At 72.6% G+C, this 14,877-nt stretch carries 12 protein-coding genes, 1 tRNA gene and 1 pseudogene; 4 read left to right on the plus strand and 10 right to left on the minus strand.

Annotation, left to right across the window (positions count from 1 at the left end):
* Positions 1-3 precede the first annotated feature (3 nt).
* From AB0Q90_RS04555 to AB0Q90_RS04575, 5 genes are all read right to left on the minus strand, one after another.
* A complete protein-coding gene (locus AB0Q90_RS04555; protein WP_363158963.1) occupies positions 4-450 on the minus strand; it encodes a hypothetical protein in 447 nt (148 codons plus the stop codon).
* A complete protein-coding gene (locus AB0Q90_RS04560) occupies positions 450-3,002 on the minus strand; it encodes a multicopper oxidase domain-containing protein (RefSeq protein ID WP_363158964.1) in 2,553 nt (850 codons plus the stop codon). Before AB0Q90_RS04560 ends, AB0Q90_RS04555 begins: the two co-directional genes overlap by 1 nt.
* The gene (locus AB0Q90_RS04565) at positions 2,999-4,216 is read right to left on the minus strand and encodes a TIGR04053 family radical SAM/SPASM domain-containing protein (protein WP_363158965.1); all 1,218 of its coding nucleotides are present in this window, start codon (positions 4,214-4,216) and stop codon (positions 2,999-3,001) included. The genes AB0Q90_RS04560 and AB0Q90_RS04565 overlap by 4 nt, the downstream gene beginning before the upstream one ends.
* A 265-nt stretch (positions 4,217-4,481) precedes the next feature.
* Entirely contained in the window at positions 4,482-4,973 is a 492-nt protein-coding gene (locus AB0Q90_RS04570) for a hypothetical protein (RefSeq protein ID WP_363158966.1), read from the minus strand.
* Positions 4,974-5,007: 34 nt separating this feature from the next.
* Positions 5,008-5,769, minus strand: a complete 762-nt coding sequence (locus AB0Q90_RS04575) for a DUF2249 domain-containing protein (RefSeq protein ID WP_363158967.1) — start codon at positions 5,767-5,769, stop codon at positions 5,008-5,010.
* A 417-nt stretch (positions 5,770-6,186) separates the two neighbouring features.
* On the opposite strand from AB0Q90_RS04575, the gene AB0Q90_RS04580 reads away from it, so the two are divergent.
* The 3 genes from AB0Q90_RS04580 (at position 6,187) to AB0Q90_RS04590 (ending at position 8,087) form a co-directional block, all read left to right on the plus strand.
* Entirely contained in the window at positions 6,187-6,798 is a 612-nt protein-coding gene (locus AB0Q90_RS04580; RefSeq protein WP_363158968.1) for a vitamin K epoxide reductase family protein, read from the plus strand.
* Positions 6,799-6,911: 113 nt separating this feature from the next.
* A complete protein-coding gene (locus AB0Q90_RS04585) occupies positions 6,912-7,751 on the plus strand; it encodes a methyltransferase domain-containing protein (RefSeq protein WP_363158969.1) in 840 nt (279 codons plus the stop codon).
* A gap of 21 nt (positions 7,752-7,772) precedes the next feature.
* Positions 7,773-8,087 (plus strand): cupin domain-containing protein, encoded by a 315-nt coding sequence (locus tag AB0Q90_RS04590; protein WP_363158970.1) that lies wholly within the window; start codon positions 7,773-7,775, stop codon positions 8,085-8,087.
* Positions 8,088-8,099: 12 nt separating this feature from the next.
* On the opposite strand, the gene AB0Q90_RS04595 is transcribed toward AB0Q90_RS04590, so the two are convergent.
* The 3 genes and pseudogenes from AB0Q90_RS04595 to ctaD form a co-directional block, all read right to left on the minus strand.
* A complete protein-coding gene (locus tag AB0Q90_RS04595; RefSeq protein ID WP_363158971.1) occupies positions 8,100-9,305 on the minus strand; it encodes a globin domain-containing protein in 1,206 nt (401 codons plus the stop codon).
* A 179-nt stretch (positions 9,306-9,484) separates the two neighbouring features.
* The gene (locus tag AB0Q90_RS04600; protein ID WP_363158972.1) at positions 9,485-10,033 is read right to left on the minus strand and encodes a hypothetical protein; all 549 of its coding nucleotides are present in this window, start codon (positions 10,031-10,033) and stop codon (positions 9,485-9,487) included.
* A 12-nt stretch (positions 10,034-10,045) separates the two neighbouring features.
* Positions 10,046-11,632: pseudogene (ctaD, locus tag AB0Q90_RS04605) on the minus strand (cytochrome c oxidase subunit I); the annotation flags it as partial.
* A gap of 361 nt (positions 11,633-11,993) precedes the next feature.
* Here ctaD and AB0Q90_RS04610 point away from each other — a divergent pair.
* The gene (locus tag AB0Q90_RS04610; protein ID WP_363158973.1) at positions 11,994-13,484 is read left to right on the plus strand and encodes a S8 family serine peptidase; all 1,491 of its coding nucleotides are present in this window, start codon (positions 11,994-11,996) and stop codon (positions 13,482-13,484) included.
* A 150-nt stretch (positions 13,485-13,634) separates the two neighbouring features.
* On the opposite strand, the gene AB0Q90_RS04615 is transcribed toward AB0Q90_RS04610, so the two are convergent.
* Together AB0Q90_RS04615 and AB0Q90_RS04620 are read right to left on the minus strand one after the other, a co-directional pair.
* Positions 13,635-13,708: transfer RNA gene (locus AB0Q90_RS04615), tRNA-Pro, on the minus strand.
* A 127-nt stretch (positions 13,709-13,835) separates the two neighbouring features.
* Entirely contained in the window at positions 13,836-14,867 is a 1,032-nt protein-coding gene (locus tag AB0Q90_RS04620) for an Ldh family oxidoreductase (protein WP_363158974.1), read from the minus strand.
* Positions 14,868-14,877: the final 10 nt, after the last annotated feature.

Here is a 14,877-nt window from a genome sequence, read left to right on the forward strand (position 1 = left end):
GGGTTACGTGGCGGGCAGCGCCGTCGCCAGGAGGACCACGCCGAGGGAGCCGACCAGGGAGACCACGGCCAGGGCGCGTGCCAGGTCGGTGCGGTTCTTGGCGTGGGCGATGCCGTGGCCGGCCGCGGCCAGCATGACCAGGACGAAGAGGGCGAGTTTGGCCGCGAGGGTGCGGCCGTAGCCGGGTTCGGTGAGGGAGGTCCAGGTGACGCCCTTGTGCCAGGCCATGGCCCAGCCCGTGCCGAGCTGCACCGGCAGGAACACCGCGCCGGTCAGGAGGCCGAAGCGGCGGCCCGCCTCGGCGGTGAAGCGGTCCTTCGCCTCCGGGGCGAGCATGCGGCGGGCCAGCGGCAGGACGACCAGGGAGAGGGCCAGTTGCCCGCCGACCCACAGGGCCGCCCCGGCCACGTGGGCGAAGCGCACCAGGGACCACAGGCCGACGGTGTCCACTACTCCCTCACCTCCACCACGCCGTGCGCACCGGATTCGGCGTGCCGCATGTCGTGGTCGACGAAGGAGTAGTGGCCGGCCTCGGGGAAGGCCGTCTCCACGAAGCCGCCCTGTGCGGGTGCCAGGTCGAGGACCTGTGCGCCGCCCGCCCGGTCGGGTCTCAGCAGGTAGGCGCCCTCCTTGTACACGGTGTCGAAGACCGTGCCGACGACATGGAAGGCGACGCCGTCGCTCGGTCCCGCGGCGACCACCCAGAACCGGGCCCGCTCCCCCGCCTTCGCGGTCAGCGGGCTCTTGGCGTACTGGGCGGCGATCCCGTTGAAGGCCCAGGCGTCGGGGGTGTTGGCGCGCATCTTCGTCACCTGCGCGGTGCTGCCCGGGGTACCGAGATAGAGCTCGGAGGAGACGAGGACGTACTCGTGGTCCACCTTCCTCAGGCCGGGCGGGTCGATGACGACGGCGCCGTACATGCCGTTGCCGATGTGCTGGAGCATGGGTGCGGTGCTGCAGTGGTACAGCCATGCTCCGGCCTTCTCCGCGCGGAAGCGGTAGACCAGGCGCTCGCCCGGCCGGAGGGTGCGCATGGGCCGGTCGGGGGCGAGGGAGCCGGCGTGGAAGTCGATGCCGTGGCCCATGCCGTGGTCGTCGTTGACCAGGGTGATCTCGAAGACGTCGCCGACCTTGCCGCGCAGGGTGGGACCCGGGGCGGTGCCGCCGAAGGTCCACATCTGCTGTTTCACGCCCGGGGCGACCTCGACGGTGCGGTGCGCGGCGTGCAGTTCGGCCTTGTGGACCGTGCCGGCGGGCGCGGGGGCCAGTTCGGCCGTGCGGGGTTTCCAGCCGGTGGAGAAGTCGGCGGAGAGGTCCGGGCCGGTGGGGTCGCCCGCGGTGGCGGCGTGTCCGTCGTGTCCCCCGCCGCTGTCCTTGACGGTGATGTCCAGGGTCATCCCGGCCGCGCGGTGCCCGGGCAGGGTGCACCATGCCTCGCGGTCCTCGGTGACCGGTCCGAGGTCGAGGGTGTGGCCGGCGCCCCGGGCGAGCAGCGGGGTGGCGGGGCCGTCCGCCACCTTCAGGTCGTGGCGTTGGGCGTCGGCGTTGGTGACCTTCAGCCGCAGGACCGTCCCCTCGGCGACTTCGATACGGGCCGGACGGATGCGCATGTTCGCCAGGGTGACGTCGACGGTGCGGGTGACGGCGCCGCCACCGCCGCCCGCGCCGGCGGCGACGGCCGGGCCGCTCGTATCCCCGCCGCTGTTCGCCACGACCACGGCCAGCACGGTCAGTGCCGCTCCGGCAGCCGTGCCCCAGAGGACCGGCCGGTGCTCCGCCGCGCCGCGGCCCGCAAGCACCGACACCGCCAGCGCGAGGAACGCCGCCCCGGTGACCGCGGCCAGCGCCGGGCCCGCCGTGCCGGCCGGGTCGGGCAACGGCAGCACCCACAGCGCGACTCCGGCGTTGAGGGTCGCCAGGCGGATCGCCCACCCGCGCTCCAACACGGCCCGCAGCGCCGCCCGTTCCTTCGGACCCGTGCCCAGTACGATCGGCAGCAGATAGGTCAGGGCGCCGATCAGCACCTGCGCGACGAACCCGGCGAGCCACACCGGCAGCAGAAGGCTCTCCTGCGCCTCGACGAGCGGCTCGGCGGCCAGGATCACCCCGTCCGCCACGACTCCGGCCAGCAGCCATCCGGCGGCGCAGCCCAGCATCCAGGCGGCCGCCGCCGAGACCGGGCTACGGCGGCGCAGCGTACGGGCGAACAGTTCCACCGCGACGCCCACTCCGGCGGCGTAGAGCCCGACACCGGCCACGGCCGCCCAGCGCTGACCGGCCACCAGCGCGACGACCGCGGTCACAAGACCACCGCCGGTCAACGCCAGCACCCAGCGGGCGACCTGGGTGGTGCGCTCGGCCATGCGCACGCCCAGCACGGTGGGCCACAGCATGAACAGGGTGCCCAGCACGGGCAGTCCGATCCAGCCGAGCAGGGTGACGTGGATGTGGGCCGACCGCAGCCCCGTGTAACTCTGCGCACCGGCACGGCCGGTGGCCAGCAGCCACCCCAGTACCGCACCCAGGACGAGCGCGGCGGCGGCCGCGCGGTAGAAGCCGATGACGGGGGCGAGGCGACCGCCCAGCGCGCCCCGGCCCAGGCGCACCAGCACGACCAGATGCGCGGTGATCGCGGCGACGAGCAGCGCGCAGGCCGCAGCGACCAGGACCGGAAGATCGGCCCATACGCCGACCAGGACTCCCGCCACGGCGAGGTTCACCGCGGCGAGCCTGCCGTTGCTCCACCGCCCGTCGGGCAGATCGGCGTGCAGCAGGGCGACGGCGAAGTGCTCGCTCCAGACCACGATGGCGGTGGTGGCGGCGCCCAGCAGGAACAGGTGGATCGCCAGCCAGCGGGCAACGGGGAGCGACTGCTGGGCGGTGTCGGCCAGGAGGGCCAGTGCCAGCCATGCCACGACCAGGATGTGGGCGCGCAGATGACGGGCCTTCGGACCGGACCGCTTGAACCTGCTGGGTGGTGGGGTGTCGTGCTTGCCGGTCACGTTGCTCCTCGGTGCGCAGAGGCGCCACCCGCGAGCAGCGCCGCCAGCTCACGCCGGTGGGGGAAGGACCCGGGGCGGTAGCCGCACCAGGGCTCCTCGGCGTACGGGTCTCCGGTGACGCCGTACGCGCGGGACCGTGAGCCGCCGCAGACCCGGCGGAACTCGCAGGCTCCGCACCGGCCGCCGAGCCGGTCGGCGTCGCGCAGGCCGGTGAACAGTTCCGAGGTGCGGTAGATCTCGGTCAGCGGCCGGGTGCGCACATTGCCCGCGCCCAGGGGCAGGAACCCGCTGGGGTGCACGGTGCCGGTGTGGGAGACGAAGACGAAGCCGCGCCCGGCGTTGACGTCGAGCGGGGGCCGCCGGGCCCGCCGGCCGCCGGTGTCGAGGCCGAGTTCGACGGCGCGTGCGCGCAACTGCCGGTACAGCGGGCCGAGTTCCAGCGCCGTCACATGGTCCTCCCCCAGGTCCGCGAGGACCCGGCGCTGGAGGGCGACGCGGCGGAAGTGGTGGGCCTCGGTGGTCTTGGCGGGCACGGTCAGGCCGATGTCGTGGACGAAGTTGAGGACGTCCTCGGTCTCGGCCGGTGTCAGGGTGCCGAGTTGGCGTCCGCGACCGGTGGGCACCAGGAAGAACGCGCTCCACAGCATCGCTCCGTGGTCGCGGACCAGGCGGACGATGTCCGGCAGGTCGTGCAGGTTGTGCCGGGCGACGGTGGTGTTGATCTGCACCTTCATGCCGAGCGCGCGGGCAGTGTCCCAGGCGTCCAGCGTCCACCGGTAGACACCGGGCACCCCGCGGAAAGTGTCGTGCAGGGCGGCGGTGGACCCGTCCAGGCTGAGCGAGAGCCCGACCGCGCCCGCCGCGTGCACCTCCCGCAGCCGCTCCGGGGTGAGGGTGGGCGTGCCGGAGGGCGAGACGGCGATACGGACGCCCACTTCCGTGCCGTAGGCGATGAGTTCGGTCAGGTCGGGGCGCTGGAACGGGTCTCCGCCGGTGATCACGAACAGCGGGGCCGGGCGCCCGAACGCGGCGACCTGGCGCAGCAGCGCCTTGGCCGCGGCGGTGTCCAGTTCGCGCGGGTCGCGGTCGGGCACGGCCTCGGCGCGGCAGTGCAGACAGGCCAGCGGGCAGGCCCGGGTGGACTCCCAGATCACGATGAACGGCCGGTCCTCGACGTCCTGGTGCTGGCGGCGGATCGCCCGGGCGCCGCTCACCGGGTCCTCCGCGCCGCACCGGTGCCTGTCGTGCGTCCGGCCGCCCGGGAGTCGGGGCAGACGCGGCGGGCGGCCGCACGGTGACCGGACCGGGCAACGCGACGCGGACGCCCGGCGCAGGGACGGCGGAACGGTCCGGGCGGGCGCCCGTTGCGGTCGTACACCTCTGGTACCTCCGGTTCGATCGCGGCCAGCATGCAGTGCCGCACGAGGCCGCTGCCTCGGCCGAGAGTCCCTCGCGGGTGGGCCGAGGGTCCCTCTCCTGTCAGGGGCGGGCTCGCAGCACGTCGGCGGTGGCCACGAGGGCCGCCCCCGTACCGGTCAGCAGGGCGCCCAGCCCGGCGACCAGGGTGGTGAGGTGCCATGCCTGGTAGGCGGAGAGCAGGGAGGCGCGCAGGGTTTCGCCCATGAACGCCGTCTGGCGCAGCTGGGCGAGCTTCTCGTCGTCGTTGCCCGTGGCGTGCAGTTCTTCGGTGATCTCGGCGTAGGTGCGGCCGGCGGTGGCCTGGGCGAGATGGTCCTTGATGAGCTCGGCGTAGGCGTGCGCCGTGCCGCCGGTCTGCACGGGGCTGCCGGCGAAACGGGCCAGGTGGGCGGGGAGGCCGTGGTCCGGGAACGTGATCCGCTGGGCGGCCAGCTCCGCCCGTATCTCCTTGCGGCCGCGTCGGGCGCGCAGCAGCATGACCGGACCGGCGGCGCCCAGGGCGAGACCGGCCAGGCCGATCAGGGCGGCGGCCGGGCGGTGCACAGCATTCATCACGTGTCTTCCTTCGTCTTCGTTCGGGTCGGCGTCAGCGGTGGTTGAGCCGGAGTCGCCAGGCCTCGGGGCCCCGGTCCAGGTACTCGACGGAGAACATCCCGGGGCTGCGGTCCTCGATCTGCGCGAGCAGCGGCACCGGGTCGTGCGGCGCGACCAGCACCATCGCGCTGCCCACCGGTACGGCGTCGAGGGCGCCGAACACGGCGGCGTGGCGCAGGGCGTGCGGAACGCCGCGTACGTCCAGTTCGGGTACGGGCTCGCCGTCGGCGTCTCCGCAGCCGCAGACGGCTGTTTCCTCGCCGTCGGCCTCCGGTCCGAGCCGGTCGTGCAGTTCGGCGAGGAGCGCGGCCAGGGAGACGCCGGGCGCCATGGCGAGCAGCGGCAGTACGAGTCCGTTCTCCTTCGCCGTGTGTTCCTCGACGAGGACCTGAAGGGCGCGGGCGTCGGCCGCCGCGTCCGCAGCGGTGGCGGACGTACGCAGGGAATCGACCAGGGCGGCGAGGCAGCGGTGCTCGGCGACCAGGCTCACGATCAGCAGGCGGGCGTCGGGCAGGGCCCGCGCCGCGGGGTAGAGGGCGGCCTCCTCGGCGGCCGTGCGCGGCAGCAGTTCACGGTCGCAGAAGGCCACGAGTCCCGCGCGGAGCCTCTCGGCGGCGCTCGGGTCGGTGCCCGCCGCGGTACTCAGGAGGGCCACGCGGGCGGCCAACTCCCCGGCCGTACGGGCGTGATGGGCCTCGGCGGCTTCGAGCGCCGTGGCGTCCTCGGGGACCGACGCGAGGATGAGAGCACTCATGGAAGCGTCTCCAGCGGTTCATGACCGGTCGGACCGGCCGGTGCGGGTGGTGGCTTCTCGGTCCGCCACGTCCCGGGCGGCGACCGGCGCGGGACGGGGCGCCGGCGTGCCGGGGACGTGGCGGACCACGCGTCCGGACGGTGACAGAGGGACGGCCGGACGGTGGCCGTACCGGGAGCGCGCCGCGCCTCCCGCGCGGCCCTCGGCACAGGAGGACTTGGAGGACGCGGCTCAGTGCCTCACGGTCGGCCACGCCTCAGCATCACCGGGCGGCCCGCACCGCCACCTGGGCCGGGCGGCCCCAGGGGCGGCGTCGCCGGTCCTCGATCACCGCTCTCGAACAGGGCCGAACGGCCGGACATCACAGGGCTGTTCGGCCCAGGTGGCTTCGGTGATGCCCCTCTAGCGTCCGGTCGCATGAACCACAGGAGCCGTAGCGCGGCACCCCCGGGGCAGCGGATCGGCCGGCTGTTGACGGTGACCGGCATCATCGGCTGGCTCGCCTCCTTCCGCCTCACGGTCGACGACTGGCGGCTGCTCAAGGACCCGGCCTACCAGCCCTCCTGCGACATCAGCCCGGTGGTTGGCTGCGGCAGCGCGATGGCCAGTTGGCAGGGCAATCTGTTCGGCTTCCCCAACATGCTCCTCGGCCTCGCCGCCTTCGCCGCGGTCACCGCCCTCGGGGTGGCCGTGCTCACCGGCGCGCGTCTGCACCGGGCGTTGTGGCTCGCCCTGAACGCCGGGGCGCTCGTCGGGGTCGGCTTCGCCCACTGGCTGATCTGGCAGTCGCTGTACGAGCTCAACCGCCTCTGTCCGTACTGTGCCGTGGTCTGGACCGTCACCATCGCCCTGTTCTGGTACGTGACGCTGCACAACCTCCGGCACGGCGTCATCCCCGTACCGGCCCGCGGCCGCGGTCTGCTCACCGTGGTTCTGGAGTCGCACTGGCTGCTTCTGGGCGCCTGGTACGGCGTGATCGCGATGCTGATCCTCACGCGCTTCTGGACGTACTGGAGCAGCTTGCCGTGATCGGGCCGGTCGGCGGGACGGCCCGGGACCTTCGGCCCCGCACACCGCCCACCCGGAGAACTTAGGCTCACCTAAGTAACGCCGGAAGTGCAGGCAGAGAGCGAGGCACGCCCATGGCGACCACGAACCACGACGCGTCCACCCGCAAGAACGTCCCCGTGCCGGGCGAGGGTCTTGACCCCGCCCGTATGCCCGGCCACTGGCTGCTGGCCCGTCTCGGCAAGCGTGTCCTGCGGCCCGGCGGCGTGGAGTTGACGCGCTGGATGCTCGACAGCCTGGCCGTCGGCCGCGACGACCGGGTGGTCGAACTGGCCGCCGGCCTCGGCGCCACCGCCCGGCTCGCACTGGAGCGCGGCCCGGCCTCGTACACCGCCGTCGACCGCGACGCCGCCGCGGTGGCCCGCCTGGGCCTGCTGACCGCCCCCGGAAGCACCGAGGTCGGCGCCGTGCGGGCCGACGCCGCGGACACCGGTCTGCCGGCCGGCAGCGCCACCGCCGTGTACGGGGAGGCGATGCTGACCATGCAGCCCTATCCCGCGAAGCGGCGCGTCGTACGGGAGGCGCGCCGCCTGCTCGACGGCTCCGTCGGCCGGTACGCCGTCCATGAACTGTGCCTGCTGCCCGACGACATCGACCCGGAGCTCGCCGACCGGATCACCGCGGACCTCGCCGAGGCCATCCACGTCGGCGCCCGCCCGCTCACCCCGGCCGACTGGAGCGAACTCCTCGCCGACGAGGGCTTCACCGTCACCGCCCGCCGGACGGCGCCCATGGCACTGCTCGAACCGCGCCGGCTCGTCGCGGACGAGGGGATCGGGCACGCCCTGGGCATCGTCGGCCGCGCCCTGCGCGATCCGGCGGCCCGCCGCCGGGTGACGGGGATGCGCCGTGTCTTCCGCCGCCACCGGGCCCACCTGGGCGCGATCAGCCTGGTCGCCGTGCCCACCGACTGAACTCTCCGAGGAGGAACCGTCATGCCCGCCACCGTGATCACCGACCTGGCCGCCGAACTCCCGCTCGCCGAGGACGGCACGCTCAGCCGCGTCCTGTACCGCGACGACCGGCTGCGCGTGGTCGGCTTCGCGTTCGCCGCAGGACAGGAACTCACCGAGCACACCTCGGCCCTGCCCGTCGTCGTCCAGGTCGTCCGCGGCCGTCTGGAGTTGACGCTCGGCGACGAGAAGACCGAGGCGACGCCCGGCAGTTGGGTCCATCTGCCCGCCCGGCTGCCGCACACCGTGCGGGCCACGGAACCCACCGTCATGCTGTTGACGATGCTGCCCGGGTGACGGACGTACGGGTCAGTCCTCCCCGTGGGCCAGCCACAGGTCGGGGCCGAAGACCTCGTACCGGATGTGCCGGGCCGGGATGCCGGCGCGGAGCAGCTGGGTGCGTGCGGCGCGCATGAACGGCAGCGAGCCGCACAGGTAGACGTCGGCGTCGGCGGGCAGGTCCAGCTCGGCGAGGTCCATCAGGCCGACGCGGGCGCCCGGTTCACCAGCAGCGTCCTGCTCGTACCAGAACTGCGCCCGGGCGCCGGGCAGTTCACCCAGGGCGCGGTCCGTGTCCGCGCGCAGGGCGTGGTCGCCCGGCGAGCGGTCGGCGTGCAGGACCCACACCGGGCGGGTCGCTCCGGTGGCGGCGAGGTGCTCCAGCATGCCGACCATCGGGGTGCAGCCGATACCGGCCGACACCAGCAGCAGCGGGGCGGCGGAGTCGTCGAGCGCCACGTCGCCGAACGGCGCCGACAGGGTGAGTTCGTCGCCGGCCCGGACGGTGCGGTGCAGTTGGCCGGAGACCTCGCCCGCGGGGGTGTCGGCGACGCTCGCGACCCGCTTGACGGTGATGCGGCGCAGCCGGTCGCCGGGCGCGTTGGACAGGCTGTACTGGCGGGTCTGGTGGACGCCGTCGGGCATGAGCGCGCGGACGCTGACGTACTGCCCGGCGCGGGCCGCCGGCAGCGGGGTGTCGTCGGCCGGGCGCAGCAGGAAGGAGGCCACGTCCGGGGTCTCCTCGCGCCGCTCGATCACGGTCCACTGCCGCCACGGCTTACGGGGGTCGACCTGCGCCTCGTGGTAGAGGCGGGCCTCCAGCGCGATGAGGGCACCGGCCATCAGCCAGTACACCTCGTCCCAGGCCGCGGCCACCTCAGGGGTGACCGCCTCCCCCAGGACGTCGCCGATGGCGCGGAACAGGTACTTGTGGACGATCGTGTACTGGTCCTCGGTCACGCCGAGCGCGGCGTGCTTGTGGGCGATCCGGGCCAGCAGCGCGTCCGGACGCGTGTCGGGATCGGCCAGCAGCGCCTGGGCGAAGGCCGCGATGGATCCGGCAAGGGCTTGGCGCTGCTCGCCGCTGGCCTGGTTGCCGCGGTTGAACAACCCGTCCAGCAGTTCCGGCTGTTCGGCGAACATGGTGCCGTAGAAGCGCTTCGTGATCTCGTCCAGTGCACCGCCGACGGCAGGCAGGGTGGCTCGTACGACGGCGGCCGACTCGGGCGAAAGCATGGGTCTCCTCGGGCAGGTGCGGGTGGGTGGGGCCAGGTGCACGGCCGGGCGCCGTCAGGCGGATCCGGCCGGTCCCTCGATGGTCACGGCCGCGCCGCCGGCTCCCATAGGGCCGAACAGCCCGTACGGAGGGGCCCGTCGGTCCGGTCCCGGTGCGGGGGCGCGGGCAGACCGGCGGATCATCGCCGACGCGTCGGGAAGCTGCCGCTCCCCTCTTGCGGGTGCGCGCAGGCGACCGCGAGGACGAGGAACACGCCGACCACCGCCGCCGGAAGCGCGGCGGCCACCAGCCAGTCCCGTCCGTTCTCGGGCCCGGCGGCCACGAGCAGGGTCGCGACGGCCAGGGCGGCGACGGCACCGGAGGACACGAGGGCGGCGACAGCGGTCCGTGGACGGCCGCGGCCGTGCCGGGGCGGGGTGGGCTCCAGCGCCGCCCAGCGGCGGGCGGCCTCCCGCGCCTCACGCCGGTGCTGGACACCGGCGCGGACCCGCAGGGCGGCCGTGGCAGCCGCGCCCGCCACGGCCGGCGTGACCGGCACCGGCCACCATGCCCCGGCGAGCACCAGCAGGCCGGCGATCCCTGCCGTGGCCCAGCCCGTCAGGCAGGCCAGGGCCGCCGTACGGCGATGGACAGGACGGTCGTCTCCCGCGCGCACGTCGGCCAGGGCAGGCAGGTACCAGACGCAGCCGGAGGCGGTGACCACGACAAGGCCCAGGCCCAGAACCATGTGGGCCACGGTCTACTTCGCCGCCTCGAACTCGGCGATCTCGGGGTGGTGCAGGTCGAACGCCGGGGACTCGGACCGAATCCGCGGCAGCGTGGTGAAGTTGTGCCGGGGCGGCGGGCAGGAGGTCGCCCACTCCAGGGAACGGCCGTAGCCCCACGGGTCGTCGACCTCGACCTGCTTGCCGTACCGGGCGGTCTTCCAGACGTTGTAGAAGAACGGCAGGATCGACAGGCCCAGCAGGAACGCGCCGATCGTGGACAGGGTGTTGAGGGCGGTGAAGCCGTCGGCGGCGAGGTAGTCCGCGTAGCGGCGGGGCATGCCTTCGGCGCCGAGCCAGTGCTGGACCAGGAACGTGAGATGGAAGCCGGTCGTCAGCGTCCAGAAGGTGATCTTGCCGAGGCGTTCGTCGAGCATCTTGCCGGTGAACTTCGGCCACCAGAAGTGGAATCCGGCGAACATCGCGTACACGACCGTACCGAAGACCGTGTAGTGGAAGTGCGCGACGACGAAGTACGAGTCGGAGAGATGGAAGTCCATCGGCGGCGACGCCAGGATCACGCCGGTCAGCCCGCCGAAGACGAAGGTGATGAGGAAGCCGGTGGTCCACAGCATCGGTGTCTCGAAGGACAGCGAGCCCTTCCACATGGTCCCGATCCAGTTGAAGAACTTCACCCCGGTCGGGACCGCGATCAGGAAGGTCATGAAGGAGAAGAACGGCAGCAGCACACCGCCGGTGACGTACATGTGGTGCGCCCACACGGTGACGGACAGACCCGCGATCGCGATGGTCGCCGCGATCAGCCCCATGTAGCCGAACATCGGCTTCCTGCTGAACACCGGGATCACCTCGGAGACGATGCCGAAGAACGGCAGCGCCAGGATGTACACCTCCGGATGGCCGAAGAACCAGAACAGGTGCTGCCACAGCAGCGCGCCGCCGTTGGCCGAGTCGAAGATGTGGCTGCCGAACTTGCGGTCGCACTCCAGCGCGAACAGCGCCGCCGCCAGCACCGGGAACACGATCAGGACCAGCAGCGCGGTCAGCAGCACGTTCCAGGTGAAGATCGGCATGCGGAACATCGTCATGCCCGGGGCACGCATGCAGATGATCGTGGTGATGAAGTTGACCGCGCCCAGGATGCTGCCGAAGCCGGACAGCGCCACACCCATGATCCACAGGTCGGAGCCGAGGCCCGGCGAGTGCACGGCGTCCGACAGCGGCGCGTACAGGAACCAGCCGAAGCTCGCGGCGCCGTCCGGAGTGAGGAAGCCGAACGCGGCGATCGACGAACCGAACAGGAACAGCCAGAAGGCGAGCATGTTCAGCCGGGGAAAGGCCACGTCGGGGGCGCCGATCTGGAGCGGCATGATCCAGTTGGCGAAGCCGGTGAACAGCGGCATCGCGAACATCAGCAGCATGATCGAGCCGTGCATGGTGAACGCCTGGTTGAACTGCTCGTTCGACATGACCTGAAGGCCGGGCCGGGCGAGCTCCGCGCGCATCATCAGCGCCAGCACTCCGCCGACCACGAAGAAGACGAACGCGCTGACCAGGTACAGCGTCCCGATCTTCTTGTGGTCGGTGGTGGTCAGCCACTCCGCCCACGACGGCCGCTGCGCCGTCCGCCCGGGGACCGCGGCGCGCTGCCGCACGGCCCCCACCTGCTGTATCTGTACCTCGTCCACCGGACGGTGTCCTTCCCACGTGCTCATGTCGTCGACATGATCCTGGGAGGGAAACCGGTTCCGGATGGGCCCAACGGTCCCTGCGGGGCCCTGAGATCAGGGACCAACGGCCCCGCTTCACGCACGGCACACCCTTTAGCATCTTTTGCCAGCTGATGCACTAAATGCAAGGATTGAAACGATAACTGCCGATTCCCACGCCCGGAGCCCGCGACGGGAGTTCGTGACCGGCTGCCGTGGCTCGTGCGTCCGGGCCTCCGCTTCTGGAGGACAGATGACGAACCCCACAACGCCCCAGTACGGACAGGACGTCCCGGACACCGTGTACGGCTATGTCTCCGCCCGCTCGCAGGGCGGGGTACCGATGACCCAGGCAACCGGCTTCTCCTCGGCCAGGCCGTTCCGCGCCGAGGGTGACGCCATGGAGCGCGCCAAGGAGTACGCACGGACAGCGGGGCTGACCGTGACTGCCGAGAGCCGGCTGGGCTTCACCGTCGCCGGTACGCCGGCCTCGTACGAACAGCTGACCAGCGGGCGGATCGCCAGCTACGAGGTGGAGCAGCTGGGGCCCATGAACCGGGAGCGTTCCGTCACGCACCTCGACATCGTCGGCGACCGGCAACCGGACGCCCTCGGCATCGGCGCGGCACCTGGCGAGGACGCCATCGAGGCGGTGGCCCTGGAGCGTCCGCGCACGCCCATGCGTCTCCTCCCGGCCGACGCCAAGCCGCCGGACGTCGACGCGTTCCACCTCACGCTCCCGGACGACGTCGCCAGGCTGCTCAACGCGACCCCGGCGCATGAGGCGGGGCACAAGGGTCGCGGTGTGCAGGTCGCCATGGTGGACACGGGGCAGGCCGAGCACGCCTACTTCACCGCCCACGGCTACGACGTCGCCCCGCCCGTCGCACTCGTCCCCGGCACCAGCCCCGCAGAGGACCCGATCGGGCATGGCACCGGGGAATCGGCGAACATCTTCGCCGTGGCTCCGGGCGCGCGGCTGCGCCCGTACCGCGCGAGCAACCGGCGGGGCGACCTCACAGCCGCCACGGCCGGCTTCCTGCGCGCCAAGGCAGACCGCCCGCAAGTTCTCACCAACTCGTGGGGCGGAGACGGGGAGTTCCCCCCGTTCGGAGGCCCGAGTCAGGCCGACGTGGTCTTCGCGCTGGAGATCCTGGACGCGGTGGAGCAAGGCATCGTCGTCGTCTTCTCCGCGGGCAACGGCCAGTTCTCCATCGAACCCCAGGTGCCCGGAGTGATCGCCGCAGGCGGAGTGTTCGCGGCGCAGAACGGCCGACTTCGCGCGTCGAACTACGCGAGCGGATACGTCAGCCCCTGGATCGACGGAGTCCGCGTGCCGACCGTGTGTGGTCTGGTCGGCCTGCAGCCCCGGGCCCAGTACCTGATGCTGCCGGTGCCGCCCGGATGCGCGATCGACGTCGACGAGAGCCTGGCCGACCCGGGCGACCCGACCAGCGACCCGGGCGACACCACAAGCCCAAGGGACGGCTGGGCCATGTTCTCGGGCACGTCGGCCGCGGCACCGCAGATCGCGGGAGCGGTGGCCGTACTCCTCGGAGCCCGGCCGGGGCTGACTCCCGCCCAAGTGACCAAGGCGCTCACCTCGACCGCCACCGACGTCAGGACCGGCACCAATCACCCGCGGTTCGGCAACCGCGCCCGCACTGGCATCGACACAGCCACCGGACCGGGACTGGTCAATGTGAGCGCCGCGCTGGACCTCGTCCTCGCCCAGAACCCCTAGACCGTGCACACCGGATGGTCCTGCTCCGGGACCGTCCCCGCGCCCTCCGCAGGATCGCCGGCCACGGCTGTCCCCAACCGGTCCCCAAGAATGATCAAGGGCCGGTTTCGGACGCCTCCGAAACCGGCCCTCACCTACGACTGTCTCCAGTCGGGACGACAGGATTTGAACCTGCGACCCCTTGACCCCCAGTCAAGTGCGCTACCAAGCTGCGCCACGTCCCGGTGCTCTTCCCCGCGGTGTCCCGCGAGAACTCGCAGGTAAACCTTACCGTATGCGGCCGGATGCTCCTGTCTGCCACGGCGGTCCGGGGCCGCCGGCCCTCCCCCGTGGGGGCCGGCGACGGTCCGTTCAGGCGGGCGGGGTGATGCCGAACCTCTCCGCCGCCTCCGTCAGTTCGCGCCACACCTTCGGTGCGACCGGGATGCCCTGCGCGGCCCGCTCGGCGGCGACGCCCGCGCTGCGCTCGCCGGGGTAGTACACGCCGTTCTCGCTGGGCAGGCCCTTGAGGGTGGTCAGGGTCTCGTCCACCGAGGTCGTGAAGGCGTCCGGGTCGCCGAAGGCCGCCGGGTCCACGGCGATGAGCAGGGCGTTCTGCCGGTGCTTGCGGCCCTGCGGGTCGTCCGAGTGGAACGAGGCGAAGATCGGCGCGCCGACCAGCACACTCGTCAATAGCTCGAAGGCGAGCGACATGCCCGAGCCCTTGGCGCCGCCGAGCGGCAGCGGCATGACGGCCTGCTCCGGGTCGGTGGTGGGGGTGCCGTCCTCGGTGGCGGCCGCGCCCTCCGGCAGCGGGGTGCCGCTCGCCCTGGCCTGGCGGATCTTCCCCAGCGCGATGGTGGCGGTGGCCATGTCGAGCAGCAGCGGGGCGTGGTCGCGGGCGGGTACGGCGACGGCGAGCGGGCTGGTGGCCACGGCGGCGCCCTTGACGCCGGTATAGCCCATGTTCGGCATGCCGGCCACGAATCCGAGGCCGACCAGGCCCTGTTCGGCGATCCGTGACACGTAGTAGCCGATGGCACCGGTGTGCACGGTACGGCGGACGCCCACGGAGGCGATGCCGGTCTCCCTGGCCCGCCGTACGGCCTCCTCGGCGGCGGCGCTCAGGGCGACCGGGCCGGGCGCGCGGTCGGCGTCGAGGACGGCGGCGGCCGGGGTGGTGGACTCGACCTTGATGTCCGGGCTCGCGTTGGCGACGCCCTTGGCGAGCAGCTCCAGATAGGCCGGGACCCGGGCGATGCCGTGCGAGTCGACGCCGCGCAGCGCGGCCCAGACGAACACGTCGGCGGTGGTGCGGGCGTGCTCCGGGCTCAGGCCGCCCTTCTCCAGCAGGGCCGCGGAGAAGTCCGTCAACTCCCCTGCGGGCACGAGCTTCTTGGTCATGGGACTCCTT

It is taken from the genome of Streptomyces sp. NPDC079141 (genome assembly GCF_040686775.1).
GTDB lineage: Bacteria > Actinomycetota > Actinomycetes > Streptomycetales > Streptomycetaceae > Streptomyces.